We start from the raw sequence: 22,165 nt of genomic DNA on the forward strand, positions 1-22,165 counted from the left end.
TCAGGCGAAGGCCTCCACGGGCGGGCACGAGCACACCAGGTTCCGGTCGCCGTACGCGCCGTCGATGCGGCGCACCGGCACCCACACCTTCGGGCGGAACTGCTTGCCCAACGGGTAGGCGGCGTGTTCGCGGGTGTAGGGGTGAGTCCACTCGTCCACGAGCAGGCACTCGGCGGTGTGCGGCGCGTTGTGCAGCGGGTTGTCGTCTGCCGGCCACTCCCCCGAGCCGACCTTGTCGATCTCGGCGCGGATCGCGATCATCGCCTCGCAGAACGCGTCCACCTCGGCCAGGCTCTCGCTCTCGGTCGGCTCCACCATCAGCGTGCCCGCCACCGGGAAGCTCATGGTCGGGGCGTGAAAACCGAAGTCCGCCAGCCGCTTCGCGACATCGTCAACGGTCACTCCGGTGCTCTTGGTGATGGCGCGCAAATCGAGAATGCACTCATGGGCCACCATGCCGTTCTCGCCGGTGTACAGCACCGGGTAGTACTCGTCGAGGCGGCGGGCGATGTAATTGGCCGACGCGATCGCCGTCAACGTGGCATCGCGGAGCCCGTCTGCACCCATCATCCGGATGTAGGCCCAGGTGATCGGCAGGATCGACGCCGACCCGTACGGTGCCGCCGAAACCGGGTGTCCTTTCGGCAGCTCCTCGGCCAGCGGATGGCCAGGCAGGTACGCGGCCAGGTGTGAACGCACCGCGACCGGGCCGACACCGGGGCCGCCGCCGCCGTGCGGGATGCAGAACGTCTTGTGCAGGTTCAGATGGCTGACGTCGCCGCCGAACTTGCCGGGCCGGGCCAGACCCACCAACGCGTTCAGGTTGGCACCGTCGATGTACACCTGCCCGCCGGCGTCATGCACGGCCGCGCAGACATCGGCGATGTCATGCTCGTACACGCCGTGCGTGGACGGGTAGGTGATCATCAGCGCGGCCAGCTTCTCGGCGTGCTCGGCGACCTTGGCTCGCAGGTCGTCCAGGTCGACATCGCCGTTTTCCCGGCAGGCCACCACCACCACGCGCATGCCGACCATGGCCGCCGACGCGGCGTTGGTGCCGTGTGCGCTGGACGGGATCAGGCACACGTCGCGGCCGTTGTCGCCGCGCGCCAGGTGGTAGTCGCGGATCGCCAGTAGGCCGGCGTACTCACCCTGCGATCCGGCGTTGGGCTGCAACGAGATTGCGTCGTACCCGGTGAGGCCGGTCAGCCAGCTCTCCAGGTCGGCGATCAGCTTGCGCAGGCCCGGGGTGTCACCGGCCGGGCCGAACGGGTGCTGGCGGCCGAACTCGGGCCAGGTGATGGACTCCATCTCCGCGGCTGCGTTCAGCTTCATCGTGCAGGAGCCCAGCGGGATCATGCTGCGGTCCAGCGCGATGTCCTTGTCGGCCAGAGTGCGCAGGTAGCGCATCATCTCGGTCTCGGTGCGGTACCGGTGAAACGCCGGATGAATGAGGAATTCGGTTGTCCGCGAATTGATTTCGGGGCCAGCGTAGTTACCAGCTACCGAAGCATCGCCCGCCGCCGAAGCGCCGAACGATTCGAGAACCAGCGCTACGTGCGCGTCGGTGGTGGCCTCGTCGCAGGTGATCGACACGTGGTCGGCGTCCACCCGCCAGATGTTGATGCCGCGGGCCTTGGCCTCGGCTTGCACCGCAGCCGCGCGGTTGGGGACGTGGACGAGCACGGTGTCGAAGAAGCTGTCGTGCACCACTTCGACGCCTGCCGCGCCCAACCCGGCAGCCAGCGTGCGGGCATGGCCGTGCACCCGACGGGCGATCCCGGTGAGTCCCTCCGGGCCGTGATAGCTGGCGTACATCGCGGCCATCACCGCCAGCAGCACCTGGGCGGTACAGATGTTGGAGGTCGCCTTGTCGCGGCGGATGTGCTGTTCGCGAGTCTGCAGCGAGAGCCGATAAGCCGGCGCGCCGTCGGCATCGACGGACACCCCCACCAACCGGCCCGGCAGCTGGCGGGCGTGTTGGGTGTGCACCGCCAGGTAGCCGGCGTGCGGGCCGCCGAATCCCATTGGCACGCCGAACCGTTGGGCACTGCCGAACGCCACGTCGGCACCGAACTCGCCCGGTGGGGCGATCAGCGTCATCGCCAGCAAGTCGGTACCAAGGGCCACCAGCGCGCCACGCTCGTGGGCTTGCTCGACGAGCTTCGACCAGTCGGTCACCCGGCCGCTGGCCCCGGGCAGCTGTGCGATGACACCGAAGAACTCCCCTTCGGGCAGCCCGTTGCGCAGGTCGGCGGTGACGATCTCGATGCCGAGCGGCTCGGCTCGGGTGGCCAGGATTGCCGCGGTCTGGGCGAACAGGTCTTCGTCGACCGCCAGCCGGTTGGCCGGCCCCCGGGTGGCGCGGTGCATCAGGGTCATCGCCTCGGCGGCGGCAGTGGCCTCATCGAGCATTGAGGCATTAGCGAGATCCAAGCCGGTGAGGTCGGCGATCATGGTCTGGAAATTCAGCAGCGCCTCCAACCGGCCCTGGCTGATCTCCGGCTGATACGGCGTGTAGGCGGTGTACCACGCCGGGTTCTCGAGAATGTTGCGCAGCAGCACCGGCGGGGTCAGGGTGTCGTAATAGCCCTGGCCGATCATCGAAACGGCAATCGTGTTGCTATCGGCCAACGCGCGCAGCTCGGCCAGCGCCGCATGCTCGCTGACCGCGGCGGGCAGCTGATCGAGCCCGGGCGCCAGGCCGTCGGCACCAACCGCGTCGAGAATGCCTGCGGGCAGCGCCTTGGCAGCCAGATCGTCGAGCGAGGCGACCCCGATGACGTCGAGCATGGTTGTGACGGCATCGGAGTCCGGACCGATGTGACGATCGGCGAACGTGGGCTGAGAATGGTCGGACACTTGGTGGGGCTCCTGACTCGGGCGGACGCAGCCGTCAGCGGCGTCCTCTCCCTCTGTCGTCCACCCGAACCGGGCGCCTGAGAGATTCGGCCTTACGGCCTTTCCCCATGGGCGGGCGACCGCGAGGTCACCGCTTTCCAGAGGCATCGTGGCCGCGCGCGGTCCGGGGGCCTGAGAGGTTGACGGAGAGGTGTTGCTCCTTCGGCGTCCGTGACTGGCTGCCACGAAGCTCTCCCGCGCGAGGGCGATACAGAAGAGATTCTAGCGGTTAGCCGATCTTGCGGTCGCGGCTCTTGCGCCGCGAGGCCAGCTCGTCCTCGGGCGAGGCGATCGATTCGCCGCCGTCGGCGCGTTCGCCGGGGAAATCCGCGATGGCGCCGGAGAGCTCCCGCATCGCACCGCTGACCGCGATACCGAACACTCCCTGGCCGCCCTGAAGCAGGTCGACGACCTCTTCGGCCGACGTGCACTCGTAGACCGTTGTGCCGTCAGAGAACAGCGTGATGTTGGCCAAGTCCTGCACGCCGCGCTGACGCAGATGGTCGACGGCGACGCGGATGTTGTGCAGCGAGATGCCGGTGTCCAGCAGGCGCTTGACGATCTTGAGGACAAGGATGTCCTTGAATGAGTACAGCCGCTGGCTGCCGGACCCGGCCGCGCCGCGGATGGACGGCACCACCAGCGAGGTGCGGGCCCAGTAATCCAACTGCCGGTAGGTGATTCCGGCGATCTGGCAGGCGCTCGGCCCGCGGTAGCCGACCAGTTCGTCGGGCACCGAGTCATCAGGGAACAGGCCCGGCTGCACCGGCTCACTCGCCGGCGCGCTGGCGGCCGAATCAGCCTCGAAGAGGCCTTTGGAACCGCCGGCAAGGTCTAGCTGTCCCTGACGTGGCTGCTCGCCCACGATGCTTCCTCTCGCCGTTCGAACCGATGGCCCGCTGACCGCTCAACCAACCGCGTTTGCCCTAGTCCGAGTTCATCGAGCATACGCTTGTCGACGGGCAGTCGTGCTCGTCGTCACAATCAAAGTATGGCCGCCTGTGGGCGTGCTCCCGGTAATCCGCCGCGCGTGTCGAACCGCTCCTAGCCAAGTGAGACGCATCCGTGATCTTGGTGTTCACAAGGCACGGGCGGAGATACCCGATCAGGTTGCCTTGAAATCGTCCGGCGAGACGCTGTCGAGGAACTCCTTGAATTTCTCGACCTCGTCCTCCCGGACGGCGCCGGTGGACTCCTCGTCGTTCTCGTCGGGAATCAGCAGTCCGGCCTCGGCCAGCACCGCCTCTTCCACGTAGATCGGGACACCCATCCGCAGCGCGATCGCCACCGAGTCCGACGGGCGCGCCGAGACCTTGACGTCGCGGTCGAAGATCAGGTCGGCGTAGAAGGTGCCTTCCTTCAAATCTACGATGCGCACTTCCTTGAGTGAATGCCCAAGTGCGCCAATGACATCTCGGATCAAATCGTGAGTCAGCGGCCGTGAATGCTCGACACCTTGCTGCTCGAGTGCGATCGCATTGGCTTCCGACTGGCCGATCCAGATGGGCAGGTAGCGGTCGCCGTTCGATTCCCGCAACAGCAAAACCGGCTGGTTCTGGGGCTGCTCGACACGGATTCCGACTACACGCACCTCACCCATATGAGTCTGACCTCCGCGCTCCCGTTACCGTCATTCGGAGTCTAGTCCTCAGCGGTCGAGAACGTCTCGTACAGCGGACTTGATCAGCGACGTGTGCAACGTGATTGCCAGGGCAGCGACTTCGCGCGCCAAATCGTCGGCCCGATCGCGTGCCCCGGTCTTCGATGCCTTGCCCACCGGGCCGGCGATCTGTGCGATCAGGTCGGATTGGCGGTCGGCGGCCGACCGGAATGCCCGCAGGTGCCGCGGTTCCACGCCGTACTCCGCCAGGGCCCGCGCGCACTGCGCGATGACCACCGAATGCTCGTCGAACAACCCGCCCGGGCCGGTCGTGATGACACCCGCCTTGCACAGTGCGACCACCAACTCCTCGCCGACGCCGGATCGTTCCAGCAGATCCTCACGGCTCAGCCGCACCTGGTTGCGCGCCGCATCATCGGTCTCGATGGAGTCCTCGCCGGAGACCGGCACCAAACGTGGTCCGCCGTAAGGCGATCCGACGTCGGGCAGCTCGCCGTCGGGCAGCGCGTCCAGCTGCGCCTTGATCACCTTCAGCGGCAGGTACTGGTCGCGTTGGGCGGTCAGGATGAACCGCAACCTGGCGCAGTCGTACGCGGTGAACCGCCGATACCCCGATCCGCTGCGCTCCGGCGTGACGAGGCCCTCGGCTTCCAAGAATCGGATCTTGGAGATCGTCACGTCCGGGAAGTCCGGTCGCAGCAGGTCCAAGACCGCTCCGATAGACATCCCGGCAAGCGCGGGACTATCGGGCGCGGTCACTAGCTCCCTGGACCACCCTCGTCGTCGGACGGCTTCGGTCCGGTCAGAAACACCAGACGGAATTTACCGATCTGGACCTCGTCGCCGTTGGCCAGCGCGGCCGAGTCGACCGGTTCCCGATTGACGTACGTGCCGTTGAGGCTGCCCACGTCGACGACCTGGAATTCGTTGCCGTCCAACCGGAACTCGGCGTGCCGGCGGCTGACGGTCACGTCATCGAGGAAGATGTCGGAGTCCGGGTGGCGGCCTGCCGATGTCGTCGGCTGGTCGAGGAGGAACCGCGAGCCCGCGTTCGGCCCGCGCTTGACGACCAGCAGCGCCGAGCCGACCGGGAGACCCTCTACGCCGGATACCGAGCTCTCGCTGCCGGTGGCCGCCGGGGCGTCCAGCTCGTTGAGGAAGTCGGCGCGGAAGACGGATGTCGTCTCCACGGTGACTTCCTCAGACGACTGGTCCTGATCCTTGTCCGTCACCCGCTGCTCCTCACTGGCTGCCGTGGCGATGCTTGGCGGAGGGCCCGCTCAAGGCGCCCGTCCGCCTCAACAATCACTTACGACGACCGTACCGCGCAGTGGTCGCCGTTGTGCCCACCACCGTCGGATAGATGGTTGGCAGGCACCTTAACAATTTCATTCGGTCACTGTGACCCGATAGGCGTCCGCATCGAGCAACGCCGCTAACCCCTGTTCGAGGGTATCGCCGTCCACCTGCAGCTCCAACAACCACCCCTGGCCGTAGGGATCGGAGTTCACCAGTCCCGGGTTTCCGTCCAGATCGCCATTGACGGCAATCACTTTGGCCGAGACGGGCGCGTAGAGGTCCGAAACCGACTTGGTCGACTCGACCTCGCCGAACGACTCGCCCGCCGTGACGTCGCTGTCCACGTCGGGCAGCTGAACGTACACCACGTCGCCCAGCGAGGACTGGGCGAAGTCGGTGATACCGACGCGCACGGTGTTGTCACCGGTGCGCTGGACCCACTCGTGTTCGGCGGTGTAGCGCAGGTCGGCTGGGATTTCGCTCACAGTGCTCCTCGGTGTCGGGCGCTCATTTGACGGGCTGAGCGTATTGGCGGGCTTTCGGTTGCCGCAAGGTGGTGATGTCCACCCGGTCGGACTGCGAGACGGTCATTTGCCCGCCCACGCGTTCCACGCTGTCGACGGCGCCGCCCGGGATGTTCATCGCCGCGGCCAGGGTGGGTGGATCACCAATGGCCAGAACAGAATACGGCGGACTCAAACTTTGCGTGTCGATCTCCAGCGCGCCGGCGCTGCCGACCACCCAGCTGTCGACACCGATCCGTACGGCTCGTTGCCCGGAGCGGATCTCCATCGCCTCGGCGCCGGCGGCTCGTAGTTCGTTGATGACGTCGAGCATGGTCTCTGGGGCGACGCCGGGGCCCGGGTCGTCGATGGTGATGCTCACTCCCGGCCCGGTGGCGCCGACGGTGCCGATCAGGATCGACAGGGCGGCCAGCCTGGCCTGGGCGTTCTCGATCGCGGCCTGGTCGCTGCTGCCCGCGGTTTGCATGGCCGCGAGATTTCGCTGGAGCGTGGCGACCTCGGTGTTGAGCGCGGCCTCGCGTTGCTGCAGCGAACCCAGCAGAATCAGCAGGTCGGCCGGGCGTGCGGTGTCCAGCGCGTCGCCGGATTTGGTTTGCCGAACCTGCGTTGCGATCCCGATGCCGAGCACCACGCACAGCAGCACGCCCAGGATGCCGAACGCCAGCTGGGTGCGGCCTCTGGGCGTTCGCGCCGGCGCCGGCGCGTCGCCGGGCAGTTCGTGACGACCGTGCTCGGCGCCGCTGTCGGCGGGCTTGTCGTGGGTCTCCCCCTCGGTCACCTCACGCCCCGAACAGCCTGCGCCGCAGCGCGGCGGCGTTGCCGAAGATGCGGATGCCGAGCACCACGATGATCGCCGTGGACAGCTGGGTGCCCACGCCCAACTGATCGCCCACGTAGACGATCAGGGCGGCGACAAGCACGTTGAACACGAACGAGACGACGAACACCTTGGGGTCGAAGATCTTCTCCAAGTAGGCCCGTAAGCCGCCGAACACCGCGTCGAGCGCGGCGACGACGGCGATCGGCAGGTACGGCTGGATGACTTCGGGGACGCTCGGGTGGAAGACCAGCCCCAGCACGATGCCGACGACGAGTGCGGCGATTCCAATCATGTGTGACTCCCCTCCCTTCCCCGGGTCGCTTTGCTCTCCCCTGGCCTTCGGTGGGGCGTTACCCCCAGCCCACCGGATCCTTTAGGGCCCGATCTGCTTGGCAAATTTAATCTCCCGCACTGCGCCCGCGGGCAGCGACAGGCCGTCGCCGCTGGCCACGCTCACCCCAACGCCGTAGGACGCCTCCAGCAGTCGCAGCCGCTGTAGGCCGCCGCTGTGGTCGAAGCTGTCCCGCATGCTGTTGGGCGGTCCCACCGCGAGAATCGTGTACGGGCTGCTGATCGGATGATTGTCGACCAGGATGGCGCCGCCCGCCTGCCGGATCGTGACGTTGGGCCCCATCCGCACCCCGCCGACCGAGATCGCTTCGGCGCCACTGGCCCACAGCGAATTCACCACCAGCTGGAGGTCGCGATCAAGGATGACCTGGCGGCTGCCGGGCACCCGTTGCTTGGAGACGTCCGTCAGATCGCGCGCCATTCCGGGGTCGGTCACGGTGATGGTCAGCCCCGGCCCGATGACGGCGGTGGTGGCCGCGGCCAGGCTCAGTGCGTCCAGCCGGCTGAGCAGGTCGCGCCCGGTGGCATCGTCACGCAGCTGGCGCCGCTGGATGTCGTCGACCTGGGTGGCCAGGTCGTCGCGGCGGCTGGTGAGCCGGTCAGTGGTGCCCTCGGACGAGCGCACACTGGCGGCGAGCACCTGCTGGGCGGCGTTGACGCCCGGCGCGGTGGATCGAGCCTGTGCGACCGCGGCCGCGAACACCGCCGCGATCAGCAGAGCCGCCAGCGCCTGCCACGCCCGGGTGACAACCGGCCGGCGGGATGTCCCGGTGCGCTGACGTTCGGCGGCTGCTGCGGCGTACCCGGGATCGAGATGTTCGGTCAGCAGCGACCGCAGCAGGCCCGGCAACGGGATCAGCGTCGGCACGCGGTCGGCGCCAGCCGGGTAGGCATGCAGGCCGTGGCGTTCACTGCGGCCGGCCTGCGGGTCGTAGCCGCCTAGCGCGCTGTCAGCTGCGGGCATCTCCGACACCCGCTTTCGGCATCGTGCTCACCACCAGGCGCACCTGCAGCAGATACAGCACCGCCGACCACAGGTACATCCCGACACCCCAGATCAGGAAGCCCCAGCCGCATGCGCCGATCACCCGGCTCCACGTCGCATCCCATTGCCCCAGCAGGACCAGCGGGAAACCGGACATCAGCGCGAACGTTGCCGCCTTGCCGATGTAGGTGACCGGCAGGGCGGTCAGCCCGCGGCTGCGCACCACCGGCAGGGTCGCGGCGAGCACGAGGTCGCGGACGATCAGGGTGCCCACCAGCCACCATGGCACGACGCCCGCGGCGCCGAGGCCTAGTGGAACGGCCACCATGTAGATCCGGTCGACCAGCGGATCGAGCAGAGCCCCCAACCGTGACGACTGGTTGGCCACCAGCCGGGCGATCTTGCCGTCGGCCCAGTCCGAGAAGCCGCTGAACATCAGGATCGCCACCGCGAGTGCGTACGCGTGGGTGGCCAGCAGCAGGTAGAGGAACACCGGCACCAGGACGAGCCGGATCAGCGACAGGACGTTCGGGATCGTCAACACCCGATCGCCACGCGGCTCCGTCATGGGAGAAACCTAACGGAAAACCCCGGGCAGGCTCAGCGCGGACAGGGTGTCGTCGTTGAGCGGGTTGTCGTGAACCATGTACGTCCACGTCGAGGTCGGGCGCGCCAGTTTCGACAGGTCCAGGCCCTGTTCCTCTTCGAGGATGTTGGCCGTCTCGAAAGTCTGCTGGGAAGCCTCGATGGCGTCGGCGGCCAGGTTCGCGAACGCGTCGACGGCCATCCGGTGGAATTCGTCGAGCGGGTTCTGCCGGCCCAGGGCCCGCAGGTGGATGCTCTCCCGGATGTCGGCCAGATACGCCAGGTGGTCGGCCCAGCCGCGGTCCAGGTGGAAGAGCATGATCTGGCGGCAGATGGTCTCCAGCTGCTCGTCACTGGATTTCTCGGCCAGCTCCTCGTAGCGGTCGGGCGACAGGTCCTTCAGCTCGTTGCGCGCCGCGGCCGTGCGCAGCAGAGTGTTGCGGCGCTCCACGATGATCGCGCGTTGTTGGGCGATGAGCTGGTTGTAGCGCCAGGTGTTGGCGTGCACGTCGAGCAGCCTGCCCTCGGCCACCCGCTGAGCGTGGTCGAGCAGGGAGCCGGCTTTGGGGCTGGTGATCTTGCCGGCGTCGTCGGCGTCGGTGGGCAGCTTGCCCGGGTCCAGGTGCGCGACGACGACGTCGTCCTCCCAGCTGGCGAAGAACACCGACGAGCCGGGGTCGCCCTGGCGTCCGGCACGGCCGCGGAGCTGGTTGTCCAACCGTTCGGTGCGGTGCCGCCCGGTGCCGATGACGTGCAGACCACCGAGTTCGGCGACTTTATCGTGGTCGGTCTCTTCGGAGCCGCCGAGCCGGATGTCGGTGCCGCGGCCGGCCATCTGGGTGGAGACGGTGACCGTGCCGAGCTTGCCGGCCTCGGCGATGACGGCGGCTTCTTCCTCGTCGTTCTTGGCGTTGAGCACGACGGCCGGAACGCCGCGGCGGACCAGCCGCTCGTGCAGCTCCTCGGATTCGGCCACGTCATGGGTACCGACCAGGATCGGCTGGCCGGTGGCGTGCACCTCGATGATGTGCTCGATGATGGCCTCGGTCTTGGCCGCCGCGGTGATGTAGACGCGGTCGTCGGCGTCCTCGCGAACGTTGGGGGCGTTCGACGGGATCGGCGAAACACCCAGCTTGTAGAACTGGCGCAGCTGCTCACCGGCAGCCAGGGCGGTACCGGTCATCCCGCACACCGTGGGGTAGCGGTTGATCAGGGCCTGCACGGTGATGGTGTCGAGGACTTCGCCGGTCTCGGTGGTCTCGATGCCCTCCTTGGCCTCGACCGCGGCTTGTAGGCCGTCCGGCCAGCGTTGCAGCGAGGCGATCCGGCCGCGGGAGGAGTTGATCAGCTGCACCGCGCCGTCGCGGACGATGTAGTGCACATCGCGCTGTAACAGCACGTGGGCGTGCAGGGCGACGTTGACCTCGGTGAGCGTCGTGGTGACGTGCTCCTCGGAGTACAGGTCGATGCCGCCGAGGGCGGCCTCCAGCTTCTTGGCCCCGTCCTCGGTGAGGTGGACGTTGCGGCTGTCAGCGTCGGTGTCGTAGTCGGTACCGGCGGCCAATTCGCCTACCAGACGGACGATTTCGACTTTCGGGGTTTCGCGATGCGTGGTGCCGGCCAGCACCAGCGGCACCAGCGCCTCGTCGACGAGCACCGAGTCGGCCTCGTCGATCAGTGCGACGTCGGGGTTGGGTGACACCAGATCGGCTTCGTCGGTGACCAGCTGGTCGCGCAGCACGTCGAACCCGATCTCGTTGATCGACGCGTACGTGACGTCGCATGTGTAGGCGGCGCGGCGCTCGGCGGCCGTCGACTCCGCGGTGATCCAGCCGACCGTCAGTCCCATCGCCTCGATCAGCGGGGCCATCCACTCGGCGTCACGGCGGGCCAGGTAGTCGTTGATGGTGACGACGTGGACGTTGCGCCCGCCCAGGGCGTAGCCGGCAGCGGCGATAGCGCCCGAGAGGGTCTTGCCCTCACCGGTCGCCATCTCGACGACGTCGCCGGCGAGCATCCGTAGCGCGCCCAGCAGCTGTACATCAAAAGGACGGAGTGTGGTCGTCCTTTCTGCCGCCTCGCGGGCGATGGCCAGGAACTGCGGGATATCGGACGAGGCCGCGAGGTCGCCGAGCTCCAGCAGCGTAGCGGCTTTGACCAGCTGTTCGTCGTCGAGGCCCTTGGCCTTCTCGTCGAACTCGGCCGAGGCCGTCACCTCGGTCATCGACTCGGCTTTGCTCTTCTCGGTGCTGGCACCGAGCAGGCGCCAGAAGCCCCGGCTGATGCGACCGGGCCCGGCAGCGCTGTTCTTGCGATCTTTCGCCACGGGTCAACGGTACCGTCGGCGTCATGACGGATGTCGACGTGCTCATCGCCGGTGCCGGACCGATCGGGCTGACCGCAGCCCTGGAGCTCACTCGCCACGGCGTGCACTGCCGGATCATCGACCCCGTCCTCGAACCGTTCCAGTATGCGAAAGCCATTGGCGTGCAACCCCGTACCCTCGAAGTCTTCGAAGGAATGGGCCTGCTGCACCGCATTCTCGACGCTGCGATCCCGCTGTACGGCCAGATTATCTACGTCAACGGCGCGCGGGTGGGTGAGCTGGACATGGCGGTGCCCGCCGATGTGCCGTTCGCATTCGTCGGCATCCCGCAGTACGCGACCGAGCGCATCCTGGCCCACGAACTGGCCGCCCTCGGCGTGCGGGTCGAGCGCGGTGTGCGACTGGAGACGTTCGAACAGGACCCCGACGGCGTGACGGCCACCCTCAGCGGCTCGGACGCGCCGACCGTGCGGGCCAAGTACCTGATCGGATCCGACGGCGCGCACAGCGCGGTGCGCAAGACCCTGGGGCTGTCGTTCGAGGGTGGCGCGTTCAGCGAGCAGTACATGCTCGGTGACGTCGAGGTGGACTGGTCGGTGCCACCGGGCTATGTGGTACGCAGCATGCATCAGGTCGACGGAGTCACCGACGATCTGGTTGTGGCGATCCCGCTCCCGGGCCGTGGCCGTTATCGCATGTCGATGCTGGTGCCCGACGAGCTGCGGCCGCCGGAGGTGTCGAGCGAGGAGGTGGCGCACGGCTTCCAGGGCGAGCGGAAACCCGAGCTGCACCACATCCAGGCAGTGTTGGACCGGCTGTCGCCGGAGCCGACGACCGCAAGAAACCTGCGCTGGTCGTCGGTGTTCCGGATCAGTCACCGCATCGTGGACCGGTACGGCACCGACCGGGTGTTCGTGGCCGGCGACGCCGCCCACATCCATCCGCCGACCGGCGCGCAGGGCATGAACACCGGGATCCAGGACGCACACAACCTGGCCTGGAAGCTGGCGCTGGCGCTGGGCTGCACCGCTGCCGACGGCCTGTTGGCCAGCTACGACGCCGAGCGCAGGCCGGTCGGTGAGGAGGTGGTCGGCCGTACGGTGCGCAACGCGCAGAAGGGTATCGGCGCCGGCGAAAACGACCTCGACACCGTATTGCGTCGCGAGGCGCAGCTGCTCGTCGACTACGCCGACAGCCCGATCGTCGGCGTAGTCGACGAGGGCTCTGCCGCACCACGGGCCGGCCAGCGGGCTCCTGATGCGGCGGGATTGACCCGGGCGGCGGTCACCGATGCGGTGCGGCTGTTCACCGTGCTCGATCGACGCAGGCACACCACGCTGTTGTATGCCGGGGCCGACGCGACGGCGGCCGACGTGGCGCGCTGGGAAGACCTCGCCGCGGGCGCGATCGAGGCGGCGCACGGTCAGATGGACGTCTACTTGGTAGCCGCCCCGGACTGCGACGTCGCCGACGCCCTGCTCCCCCTGCTGCGCGATGTCGATGGTGAGTTCGCGAGCCGCTACCGGCCCGGTCCCGGCGCGGTGTTCGTTATCAGGCCTGACGGCTATCTTTGCTTCAGCGCCGGCGACGGGGTCACGCAGGCGGATCTGATAGCCCAGCTGAAGCTCACATTTCGCTAGTCATCCGGTGCGGATCCGCGCCATCGCCGGGATCCAAGGGTAGGTTCGCCGGGAAAGCCAACGGACCGGTCGTCGCGTGTGACGCCGCCGCAGGAGGAGATACGCGTTGGAGAAGTTCAAGCCGTCCATGGACTGGGGCAACGAGCTCGTCCCGTCCCTGATCTGGATCTCCAAGGCGTGGGCCATCAGTGCCGTACTGAGCCTCGTAGTGCTGTTCCTGCTGGCCCGCTACACCGTCTGGGGCCGGCAGTACTGGCGCATCACGGGTGACTACTTCAAGGGCCGCCAGAGCATCGGGGTGTGGGTCTGGGTCGCCGTGTTGTTGCTGTCGACGATCATCTCGGTGCGCCTCGACGTGTTGCTCAGCTTCTACAGCAACGACCTGTTCACCGCGCTGCAGGTGGCCTTCCAGGGGTCCGGCGGCGACAACGACGAAGTTCGCCAGTCCGGCATTCACGGATTCTGGGCGGCGTTGGTCCTCTTCGGCGTTCTGGCGACCATCTACATCACTCGGGTGATGCTCGACATTTATTTGATGCAGCGGTTCATCATTCGCTGGCGCGTGTGGCTCACCGACCGGCTCACCTGCGACTGGCTCGACGACCACGCGTACTACCGCACCCGCTTCACCGACAGCGATATCGACAACCCCGATCAGCGCATCCAGTACGACATCGACATCTTCACCGCCGGGGTGGGCTCGGGGCCGAACCAGCCGATGATCGGCAGCTCCAGCACGCTGCTGTTCGGCGCCATCAACTCGATGGTGACGGTCGTTTCGTTCACCGTGATCCTGTGGCACCTGTCCGGGCCGTTGACCTTCTTGGGCGTCACCCTCGGCCACGCCCTGTTCTGGGTGGTGCTGGTCTACGTCATCTTCGCGACGATCATCGCGTTCTGGATCGGCCACCCGTTGATCAAGCTGAGTTTCCGCAACGAGCTCACCAACGCTGTGTTCCGCTACGCGCTGGTCCGGTTGCGCGACGCCGCCGAGGCCGTCGGGTTCTACCGCGGCGAAGACGCCGAGCGGGGCCTGCTACGCGCCAAGTTCGCCGAGATCATCGCCAACTACCGCCGGTATGTGAATCGCACTATCGCCTTGACCGGCTGGAACCTGTCGATGAGCCAGATCATCAACCCGCTGCCGCTGGTGATCCAGGCGCCGCGGTTGTTCGCCGGTGAAATCGCCCTCGGCGACGTCACCCAGTCGTCCAGCGCCTTTGGCTCCATTCATGATTCGCTGTCATTCTTCCGAAATGCCTACGACTCCTTCGCCGCTTACCGCGCGGCCATCATCCGTCTGCACGGGCTGGTCGAAACCAACGCAGAGGCCCGCGAGCTGCCGAAGCTGAACACTCTTGCCAGCCGGGACGGCTCGGTAGAGCTGCGGCAGGTGGAGGTCCGCACACCCAGCGGCGATCAGCTGGTCGACCCGATCAACCTGCGGCTGGAGCCGGGCGAGACGCTGGTCATCACCGGCCCCTCGGGAGCGGGCAAGACCACGCTGCTGCGCAGCCTGGCCCAGCTGTGGCCCTTCACGTCGGGCACCCTGTGCCGTCCCGACGACGACGACACGATGTTCCTGTCGCAGATGCCCTATGTGCCGCTGGGTGATCTGCGCACGGTGGTCTCCTATCCCGCTACGTCGGGATCGATCACCGATGACGAGCTGCAGCGAGCGTTGAACAGAGTTGCGCTGTCACACTTGGTGATCCGGCTGGACGAGGCGCAGGACTGGGCAAAGGTGCTCTCACCTGGCGAGCAGCAGCGCATCGCGTTCGCGCGGGTGCTGCTCACCAGGCCCAAGGCGGTCTTCCTGGACGAGGCGACATCGGCGCTCGACGAGGGTCTGGAGTTCGCCCTGTACGACATGGTCCGCACTGAGCTGCCCAACACCATCCTGGTCAGCGTCAGTCACCGCAGCACCGTTGAGCAGCACCACGTCAAGCACCTGGAGTTGCTCGGCGAGGGCCGCTGGCGGCTGGGGCACGTCGAGGGTAACGAGCCCGCAACGGTGTGATCGCGCAGGCGGCAGTTCTGTTCGCGCTGACGAACATCGACGACCTTGTGGTGCTTGCGGTGTTCTTCGGCCGCGCCGGGCGGCATCGGCCGGATCAGTTGCGCGTCATCGCGGGCCAATATCTCGGCTTCTGCGGGATCCTGACCGTGTCGATCGCCGGCGCGCTGGGGGTAAGCCTGCTGCCGCACAACGCGATTCCCTACCTTGGCCTGCTACCGCTGTCGCTCGGCATTCGTGCCGGATGGCAAGCATGGCGGTCGCACACGAGCGAGGACGACGACAGTGAATCGCCGCGGGATCGCGGTTCGGGCGTTCTGGAAGTCGCCACGGTGACCTTCGCCAACGGTGGCGACAACGTTGGCGCCTACGTTCCTGTCTTCGCCGTTGTCGGTGCCGCCAGCATCAGCGGCTACGTCGGCATTTTCCTCATCTGCGTAGCGCTGTGGTGCGCTGCTGGGCTCTTTCTGGCCAGTCGCCCACCCGTCGCCAAACTGTTAACGGGCTGGAGCCACGTTATTTTGCCGGTGGTCCTTATCTCAATCGGTTTGGCGATCCTCTTCGGCCTCTAGGATTTCGCGGACGTCGCGGCGTGCGTTCCCGCGCGCCGCCCGAAGAACGAGCCCTCCCCGAGTTGGGTGCCGCTGGCGTAGCCCTTGCCGTCCTGGGCGATGTTGGACGCGCAGGCGCCCGCCGCGTACAGCCCCGCGATCGCGCTGCCGTCGGCCCGCAGCACCTCGCCGTTGACATCGGTGGCCAAACCGCCGACCGTGAAACCGGAATACATCGCCTTGCCCAGCGTCAGGTCGAAAGCGCCCCACGGTCCCTTGTCTTGCGGCGCAAGGAATTCCGGCTGCTTGTGGAACTCGGGATCCTCGCCATTGGCGGCGTGCTCGTTGTAGTTGTTCAGTGTCTCGACGAGGTTGCCGGTTGGGATACCCAATGCGGCTTCCATCTCCTCGACGGTCTCCCAGCCGTCGATGAAGGTGATCAGCGGGATCTCTGGGCGCTGCATATGCGCCTCGTCGACGATCAGGTACGCCGCGCTGTCGGGCTGGTCCATCACGAAACCCGAAGTGCGCGAGTGGTAGCCGTCCTCGGTGACGAATCGCTTGCCGAACTTGTTGACGATGATGCCGGTCAGCAGGATCGACGGCGGGTAGACGGGTGCAGTGATGAAGACCTGGTCCATGTGCTTGGTGGCCCCACCGACCGACTCGCCGAGCCGGATGCCGAGGCCGTCGTCGTAGGTGTTACCCAGCACGAACGGCTTCTCGGCGAGCTTCGGGGTGAACTGGGCGACCATATCGGGGTTCATCACGAACCCGCCGGCTGCGATCACCACCGATTTGGCCCGGATCGACCCGGTCTCGTTGAACCGCTTCCACGACACGCCGACCACGGCTGAGTCGGCTGAGTGGCCGTCGACGACCAGATTCGTCGCGCCGGTTTCGTAGCGGATCTGCACACCCAGTTCGGCCGCCCGCTTCAGGAGCAGGTCGATCACCATGGCCGCGCCTTGGGTGTCACCGGGGACCGGAACCTTGTGACCGCGCGGCGCCGGCACCGCCATGTTCTTGTACGGCCACACCTTCTCGTTGCCGGTGAACATCAGGCCCTCGGTGTTGGGCTGGATGACGGCCTTTTCCGGGTAGTAGGAGCGCTCGAACGCGATGCCGAGCTCTTCCAGCCAGTCGAAGTGTTCGACGCTGCCTTCGCAATACGCGCGGATCTTGTCGAGTTCGGGCTCGCGGGAAACCGCGACGAGGTACTTGTACATCTCCTCGACGCTGTCCGCGTGACCGGTCGCCTGTTGCACGGCGGTTCCGCCGCCGAGATAGAAATGCCCGCCGGCCATCGCGGTGGTGCCACCGGCGACGGCGGCACGTTCGAGCACCAATACCCGGGCGCCGGCGGCGGCGGCGCTGACCGCCGCGCAGCCCCCGCCGATGCCGAAGCCGATCACGACGACGTCGACATCGTCGGACCACTCGGTGACCTCGGCGGCGTCGACGGTTGCGGGGATGTCCAGGCCACTCATTGCTGCTCCTGTTTCACGTAGTCAAAGAACGCGCGGATCTCTTCGGAGACATAGGCAATCTCCAGGTAGGGCACTCCGGCTTCGGGGGCCGCGAGGTAGGCGAAGCGCATGCCGCCGGGCATCACTCCGTGGGCGGCGACGGCGGGTCCGGCGGCCTCCAGCGCTGCGTCGAACGCTTCGGCGTCGACGGTCTCCTGGCAGATGTGGTGCAGGCCCGCAGGGCTGGTGGCCAGAAATTCGGAGTACACGCTGTCGCCGCGGGTGGGCGCGATGAGCTCCAGTTGGGTCTCGCCGGCATAGCTCAGCGAGATGTCGGCGTGGTAGTCGGCCGGGGCGCCGCGGTGAACGCAGGTATCGGGCCCGAAGTGCACGCCAGGCATCCGAATCCATTTCCTGGCCCCGAGCAGCGTCGTCAACGCGGCTTCGGTGGCGTCCAGATCGAGGGTTACCCACGCGATCTGGACAGGTGTCTGGTTGGTCATCGGCTACGAGGATATCCCCGGCCCGTCGGCGTGGCTAGAACGTGTTCTAGTTCTGCGGTCCCGCGGTCAGCATCTCGATGGCCAAGCCGATCTGTTCGTCGAACAACACACCCAGGTCGGTGAAGGTGTCCGCGCCGTATTGGCCGAAGACCTCGAGGCTGACGGCGCCGATGATCAGCGCCCACATCGCGGTGCACCTGATCACCAGCGCGTCATCGCCGGGGAAGCCGAACTCGTCGCGCACTTGGGAGAGGTCCGTTGACATGGGTTGCGCGACATGATGTTCGGTGAGCGCAATGTCGCCGGTAATCACGCCGGACGCGACCGCGTCGAACAGCATCCCGATTACCCGGGTGCCTGGTCCGGTGGTCAGTTCGGCGGGAGCGTGATAGCCGGGTACCGGGCTGCCGTATAGCAGGGCCCATTCGGCGGGTTGATCCAGCGCCCAGCGCCGTACTGCGTGCGCGATTGCCCTGACGTCGGCTCGCCACCCGGCGTCAGTGCCCACCCTGGCCTGCCCGACGGAATCGGCCAGATCGGAGTACGCGTCGACCAGTAACAGGGTCAGCAGGGCGTCGCGACTGGCGACGTAGCGGTACACCGCCGAGGACACCATGCCCAGGTCGCGGGCGATTGCGCGCACCGATAAGCGGGCCGCGCCCTCGGTCGCCAGCTGCCGGCGGCCCAGCTCGATGATCTGCCGCTCGATGCGTCGCCGCGAGTCCTCTCGTTTCCCCACGCGCCGAGTGTCGCACATCCGAGAACAGTGCTCTTGATTTCCACCGTTCCGGATGGCATCGTTGTCGAGAGCATCGCTCTCTAATTAGGAAGGATTGCCAGATGAACCACTATGACCGCCCGAACGCCGCTGCCCGCGCCTTCAACGCCATAGTCCGCAGGCTCGCGGAGGCGGGCATCAGCATCGCCGGAACCCGCGCGCTACGAGTGCGCGGTCGTAAGTCCGGCGCCCTGCACAGCGTGGTCGTCAACGTGCTGCGAGTGGACGGCACCGAATACCTGGTCTCCCCGCGCGGTAACACCCAGTGGGCGCGCAACGCGCGAGTGGCCGGCGCCGTGGAGCTCGGGCCACGCTGGCGGCGGACCCCGGTAGCGTTGACCGAAGTGGCCGACGAGGCCAAGCCCGCGCTGCTGAAGAGTTATCTCGACCGGTGGTACTGGGAGGTCAAAGGGCACGTCGCCGGCCTGACGCCGGATTCGAGCGCTGACCAGTTGCGCGCGGCCGCCCCGGCCATCCCGGTGTTCGCGCTGGCGCGCTAGCTGGCGTTCGCCTCTTGAGCCGCAGCAACATTGACCACACCGGCATCCGCCCGGACCTGCTGGCTGGTGGCCACCCAGGACACCGCCGCGGGCAGATTGCCCCAGGTGCTGTTGAACAGCCCCATGATCACGGCCTTGGTGTTGCCGACCGGCATATAGACCGGACCGCCGGAATCACCCTTCTGGCTGACCACGCCGTTCTCCATGGTGAACCAGCCGTTGTTGACCCGCTCGACCGAGCCGCAGCTTTCTCCCGTGATGACCCCGAAGTGGCAGATCGGTTGGCCCTGGGTCATCGCCGGGGCGGCTTCGGCGACCAGCTGGCGGCCGCCGGGCAGGATGTTGTTGACCGCGACGTCGGGCGCCAGCGCGATCGTCTCGTAGTCGGAGATCACCTGGTCGGTGCGCACGACGGCGCCGTCGGGGGTGTTGTCCTGCGAGGTCGAGACCACACCGATGACGCGGCCGTCGCGATCGGTGACCGGCCCGTCGGCCCGGCAGTGGCCGGCCGAGTAGGCGATCCGCGCCGCGGGGTCGACGAATCCGAGCGTGCAGACATTACTGGCCTGGCGGATTTCCATCCCTGGTGAGACCACTGCACCGGGCGTAGCGTCAGCCACCGGTGCCACGATCGCGGACGCGGCCAGAGCCGCGGCGGTGACGACAACACTTCTCAGTGAAAAACGAGTCACCCTACACCCCGATCGGTCGGCGGAACGTCAAGGACGCGCCGCGAAAGTATCTCGACTGTGTATCGGCGTCGATTTCAAATCGTTACCAACGAACTATGACGTACCCGGCGTGTCGCCGCAGCAATCCCGTCAGAGGGGGTTAAGAGTCGAACCCCAAGCCCAGTTGGTCGAGGGTGCGCAGGAAGATATTGCGTTTGCCGGCGTTGTGATCGGCCCGGTTCAGCGACCATCGGGTGGCCTGGATACCGACGCTGGCGGCCGGCTCGGGCGGGAACGGAAGTGGTTTGCGGTTGACCATTTCCAGCTCGGTTCGCTCGGTGGGGTGTCCGCTCAATAAATCGAGGCAGACATCGGCGGCGAACCGGGCGGCGCCGACACCGAGGCCGGTGAACCCGTTGACGTAGGCGATCCGGCCGCGGCCGGCCAGGCCCCAATGCGCACAAAATCGGGTGTTGGTGTCGATCGCCCCGGCCCAGCGGTGGCTGAACCGTACGTCCTCGAGTTGGGGGAACGTGATGAAGAAGTGCGCTGCGAGCTTGCGGTAGGTATCGGGCCGGTCTTCGTAAGTCGGGTCGACGCGGCGGCCGAAGTGGTAAACGGCGTCATAGCCGCCCCAGACGATTCGGTTGTCGGCCGAGAGGCGGTAGTAGTGGAACTGGTTGGCGCTGTCACCAATGCCCTGCCGCGAACGCCAGCCGATTGATTCCAGCTGAGCCGGCGTCAGCGGCTCGGTGGCCAGCACGTAGTCGTACACCGGGATGGTGTGCAGCCGGTTGCGCTTGAGCAGGCTGGGAAACACGTTGGTGGCCAACACCACCTGGTCGGCCTCGATCACTCCCGCGGCCGTGCTCACCTGAACGCCGCTGCGTTCGCGGGTCAGCGACAGCGCAGGGGTGTGCTCGAAGATTTGCACGCCGGCCTCGGCGCACGCGCGGGCGAGCTCGAAGACCAGCCGCGCGGGGTGGACGATCGCGCAGGTGTCCGGCGCGAACAGCCCAGCCTGATAGGTCGGTGAGTCGACCTGGGCGCGCACCGCAGCCTCGTCCAGAAACTGCCCGTCACCGGCGTCGGCACCGTCGGCAAGCCATTCGACCTGATGCGGTTCGGTGGCCACCGTCAGCATGCCGGTGCGCTCCCAGTCCACCTGCATCTCATAGGTGCCGATATCGGCCTGCATGCCGTCGAGATTGGCCAGGCCAAGCCGCTCCAGCTGGTCGAATTCACTGGGCCAGCGGGATTTTCCGTTCTCCGCACCGTGGGTGATGCTGGCCTCGACGAAGCCGCCGTTGCGCCCGGACGCCGCCCAGCCCACCCGCTCGGCCTCGATCAGCACCACCCGGGCGCCGGGGTTGCGTTCGACGGCGTGCAGTGCCGACCACAGACCGGCGTATCCCCCGCCGACCACCAGCAGGTCGCACGTCAGGCCGCCCGGCAACCGCGGGTAGTCGGGGCGCGGGATGTCCAGCCACATCGATCCGAACGCGGCTGACCCCAATGACCGGGAGATCAGATCAGGGTCGACTCGGCTGTCGAATACGGTCCGCACCTGAGCATGGTGCCACGATGTGGCCGAGTTACCTGGCGAACCGTGCGAGCCGAGGACCCGCGGTGGCCCCCGCGGCGGGCTGCCAGCCTGGCGGTCCGACGACATAGCCGAGCCGGTCGCGCCAGCGGGTGGCCGAACGCACGTCGCGGGCGATCGCCGCGTATTCGTGCGTCTGCAGCTTCCAGATGTTGAACGTGGTGACCGGCTTGGTCAGTCCGTAATGCGGGCGGAACAGCTCGGGCTGGAACGAGCCGAACAGCCGATCCCAGATGATCAGGATGCCGCCGTAGTTCTTGTCCAGGTATTCCGGATCCATGCCGTGGTGCACCCGGTGGTGTGACGGTGTGTTGAACACGAACTCGAAGGCGCGGGGCAATTTGTCGATGTGCTCGGTGTGCACCCAGAACTGGTAGATCAGACTGATCGAGAAGCTGGTGAACACCATCCACGGCGGAACACCCAAGAGCGGCAACGGAATCCACATGATGATCTCGCCGCTGTTGTTCCATTTCTGGCGCAGTGCGGTGGCGAAGTTGAAGTACCGGCTGGAGTGGTGCGCCTGATGGGTGGCCCAGATCAGCCGTACTCGGTGGGCGGTGCGGTGGTAGGCGTAGAACAGGACGTCGACGCCCACGATCGCGATCACCCACGTGTACCACTTCGTCGGCGACAGGTGCCACGGGGCGACGCAGGCGTAAAGGGCCGCGTAGCCGAGCAGGGCCAGGAATTTCCAAACGCCCATGGTCGCAATCGACGCCAGCCCCATCGAGATCGAGGCCCAGGCGTCCCGGGACAGGTATGCGCCGGAGGCGGGCTGCTCGGCCTCGGTGAGGCGCTCAAGCTTGCGCGCGGCGGTCCATTCGAGGATCAGCAGCAGCAGGAAAAATGGAATCGCGAACAGCACCGGCTCCCGCATCTGGGGCGGGAGAACGGACAACAACTCTCCGACTCGGTCCACGCGCGTCCTCCGATGTCGCGGCCTAGACGGTATGGGGGCTGACTCGGGGCCGAAGGCCTCGGGCTGCAATCGGACGTGGGTTGCCGGTGTCGAGTGAAC

General features: G+C 67.0%; 21 protein-coding genes and 2 riboswitches. Of the genes, 4 read left to right on the forward strand and 17 right to left on the reverse strand.

Annotated features, from left to right (window positions below; translation table 11 throughout):
• From gcvP to secA2, 11 genes are all read right to left on the reverse strand, one after another.
• Nucleotides 1-2,862 (reverse strand): aminomethyl-transferring glycine dehydrogenase, encoded by a 2,862-nt coding sequence (gene gcvP / locus CG716_RS15895; protein ID WP_094481227.1) that lies wholly within the window; start codon nucleotides 2,860-2,862, stop codon nucleotides 1-3.
• A gap of 43 nt (nucleotides 2,863-2,905) precedes the next feature.
• Nucleotides 2,906-3,011: riboswitch (glycine riboswitch) on the reverse strand.
• Nucleotides 3,012-3,109: riboswitch (glycine riboswitch) on the reverse strand.
• Nucleotides 3,110-3,130: 21 nt separating this feature from the next.
• On the reverse strand, nucleotides 3,131-3,766 hold the full coding sequence (locus CG716_RS15900; protein ID WP_165774169.1) for a MerR family transcriptional regulator: 636 nt from the start codon (nucleotides 3,764-3,766) through the stop codon (nucleotides 3,131-3,133).
• Between the two features lie 240 nt (nucleotides 3,767-4,006).
• Entirely contained in the window at nucleotides 4,007-4,501 is a 495-nt protein-coding gene (locus CG716_RS15905) for a bifunctional nuclease family protein (protein ID WP_094481231.1), read from the reverse strand.
• A gap of 48 nt (nucleotides 4,502-4,549) precedes the next feature.
• The gene (ftsR, locus tag CG716_RS15910; protein WP_094481233.1) at nucleotides 4,550-5,281 is read right to left on the reverse strand and encodes a transcriptional regulator FtsR; all 732 of its coding nucleotides are present in this window, start codon (nucleotides 5,279-5,281) and stop codon (nucleotides 4,550-4,552) included.
• On the reverse strand, nucleotides 5,281-5,754 hold the full coding sequence (garA, locus tag CG716_RS15915; RefSeq protein WP_207760696.1) for a glycogen accumulation regulator GarA: 474 nt from the start codon (nucleotides 5,752-5,754) through the stop codon (nucleotides 5,281-5,283). The genes ftsR and garA overlap by 1 nt, the downstream gene beginning before the upstream one ends.
• A gap of 156 nt (nucleotides 5,755-5,910) precedes the next feature.
• A complete protein-coding gene (gene gcvH, locus CG716_RS15920; RefSeq protein WP_094481237.1) occupies nucleotides 5,911-6,306 on the reverse strand; it encodes a glycine cleavage system protein GcvH in 396 nt (131 codons plus the stop codon).
• Between the two features lie 22 nt (nucleotides 6,307-6,328).
• The gene (locus tag CG716_RS15925) at nucleotides 6,329-7,123 is read right to left on the reverse strand and encodes a DUF881 domain-containing protein (RefSeq protein WP_094481239.1); all 795 of its coding nucleotides are present in this window, start codon (nucleotides 7,121-7,123) and stop codon (nucleotides 6,329-6,331) included.
• Between the two features lies 1 nt (nucleotide 7,124).
• Entirely contained in the window at nucleotides 7,125-7,457 is a 333-nt protein-coding gene (locus CG716_RS15930; protein ID WP_094481241.1) for a small basic family protein, read from the reverse strand.
• An 81-nt stretch (nucleotides 7,458-7,538) separates the two neighbouring features.
• Nucleotides 7,539-8,480, reverse strand: coding sequence for a DUF881 domain-containing protein (locus tag CG716_RS15935; protein WP_094481243.1), 942 nt, complete (start codon nucleotides 8,478-8,480; stop codon nucleotides 7,539-7,541).
• Nucleotides 8,467-9,069, reverse strand: a complete 603-nt coding sequence (locus CG716_RS15940) for a CDP-alcohol phosphatidyltransferase family protein (protein WP_094481245.1) — start codon at nucleotides 9,067-9,069, stop codon at nucleotides 8,467-8,469. Before CG716_RS15940 ends, CG716_RS15935 begins: the two co-directional genes overlap by 14 nt.
• 9 nt (nucleotides 9,070-9,078) lie before the next feature.
• Complete coding sequence (gene secA2 / locus CG716_RS15945; RefSeq protein WP_094481247.1) at nucleotides 9,079-11,412, reverse strand: accessory Sec system translocase SecA2; 2,334 nt, start codon at nucleotides 11,410-11,412, stop codon at nucleotides 9,079-9,081.
• Nucleotides 11,413-11,435: 23 nt separating this feature from the next.
• On the opposite strand from secA2, the gene CG716_RS15950 reads away from it, so the two are divergent.
• The 3 genes from CG716_RS15950 (at nucleotide 11,436) to CG716_RS15960 (ending at nucleotide 15,641) form a co-directional block, all read left to right on the forward strand.
• Complete coding sequence (locus tag CG716_RS15950) at nucleotides 11,436-13,052, forward strand: FAD-dependent monooxygenase (protein WP_094481249.1); 1,617 nt, start codon at nucleotides 11,436-11,438, stop codon at nucleotides 13,050-13,052.
• 106 nt (nucleotides 13,053-13,158) lie between these two features.
• Entirely contained in the window at nucleotides 13,159-15,072 is a 1,914-nt protein-coding gene (locus CG716_RS15955; protein ID WP_094481251.1) for an ABC transporter ATP-binding protein/permease, read from the forward strand.
• Entirely contained in the window at nucleotides 15,069-15,641 is a 573-nt protein-coding gene (locus tag CG716_RS15960) for a cadmium resistance transporter (protein ID WP_234817865.1), read from the forward strand. The genes CG716_RS15955 and CG716_RS15960 overlap by 4 nt, the downstream gene beginning before the upstream one ends.
• Here CG716_RS15960 and CG716_RS15965 read toward each other — a convergent pair.
• Genes CG716_RS15965 through CG716_RS15975 form a run of 3 tightly spaced genes read right to left on the reverse strand, consistent with a single transcriptional unit; the run spans nucleotide 15,638 to nucleotide 18,331 of the window.
• Nucleotides 15,638-17,110 carry an FAD-binding protein gene (locus tag CG716_RS15965; RefSeq protein ID WP_094481253.1) on the reverse strand — a complete coding sequence of 491 codons (1,473 nt, stop codon included), beginning with the start codon at nucleotides 17,108-17,110 and terminating at the stop codon, nucleotides 15,638-15,640. The genes CG716_RS15960 and CG716_RS15965 overlap by 4 nt on opposite strands.
• Nucleotides 17,107-17,592 carry a VOC family protein gene (locus CG716_RS15970; RefSeq protein WP_094481255.1) on the reverse strand — a complete coding sequence of 162 codons (486 nt, stop codon included), beginning with the start codon at nucleotides 17,590-17,592 and terminating at the stop codon, nucleotides 17,107-17,109. The genes CG716_RS15965 and CG716_RS15970 overlap by 4 nt, the downstream gene beginning before the upstream one ends.
• A 46-nt stretch (nucleotides 17,593-17,638) precedes the next feature.
• Complete coding sequence (locus CG716_RS15975) at nucleotides 17,639-18,331, reverse strand: TetR/AcrR family transcriptional regulator (protein ID WP_207760697.1); 693 nt, start codon at nucleotides 18,329-18,331, stop codon at nucleotides 17,639-17,641.
• 101 nt (nucleotides 18,332-18,432) lie between these two features.
• Between CG716_RS15975 and CG716_RS15980 the strand changes: the two genes are divergently transcribed.
• Nucleotides 18,433-18,870 (forward strand): nitroreductase/quinone reductase family protein, encoded by a 438-nt coding sequence (locus tag CG716_RS15980; protein ID WP_094481259.1) that lies wholly within the window; start codon nucleotides 18,433-18,435, stop codon nucleotides 18,868-18,870.
• Here the strand turns inward: CG716_RS15980 and CG716_RS15985 are convergent.
• From CG716_RS15985 to CG716_RS15995, 3 genes are all read right to left on the reverse strand, one after another.
• Nucleotides 18,867-19,490 carry an Rv1815 family serine proteinase gene (locus CG716_RS15985; protein ID WP_234817866.1) on the reverse strand — a complete coding sequence of 208 codons (624 nt, stop codon included), beginning with the start codon at nucleotides 19,488-19,490 and terminating at the stop codon, nucleotides 18,867-18,869. The two genes, CG716_RS15980 and CG716_RS15985, sit on opposite strands and share 4 nt — an antisense overlap.
• Nucleotides 19,491-19,701: 211 nt before the next feature.
• A complete protein-coding gene (locus CG716_RS15990) occupies nucleotides 19,702-21,108 on the reverse strand; it encodes an NAD(P)/FAD-dependent oxidoreductase (RefSeq protein WP_094481263.1) in 1,407 nt (468 codons plus the stop codon).
• A gap of 28 nt (nucleotides 21,109-21,136) precedes the next feature.
• Nucleotides 21,137-22,024: a sterol desaturase family protein gene (locus tag CG716_RS15995; protein WP_094481265.1), complete on the reverse strand. Its 888-nt coding sequence runs from the start codon at nucleotides 22,022-22,024 to the stop codon at nucleotides 21,137-21,139.
• Between the last annotated feature and the right edge of the window lie 141 nt (nucleotides 22,025-22,165).

The organism is Mycolicibacterium sphagni, assembly GCF_002250655.1.
In the GTDB taxonomy this organism is placed as follows: Bacteria; Actinomycetota; Actinomycetes; order Mycobacteriales; family Mycobacteriaceae; genus Mycobacterium; species Mycobacterium sphagni.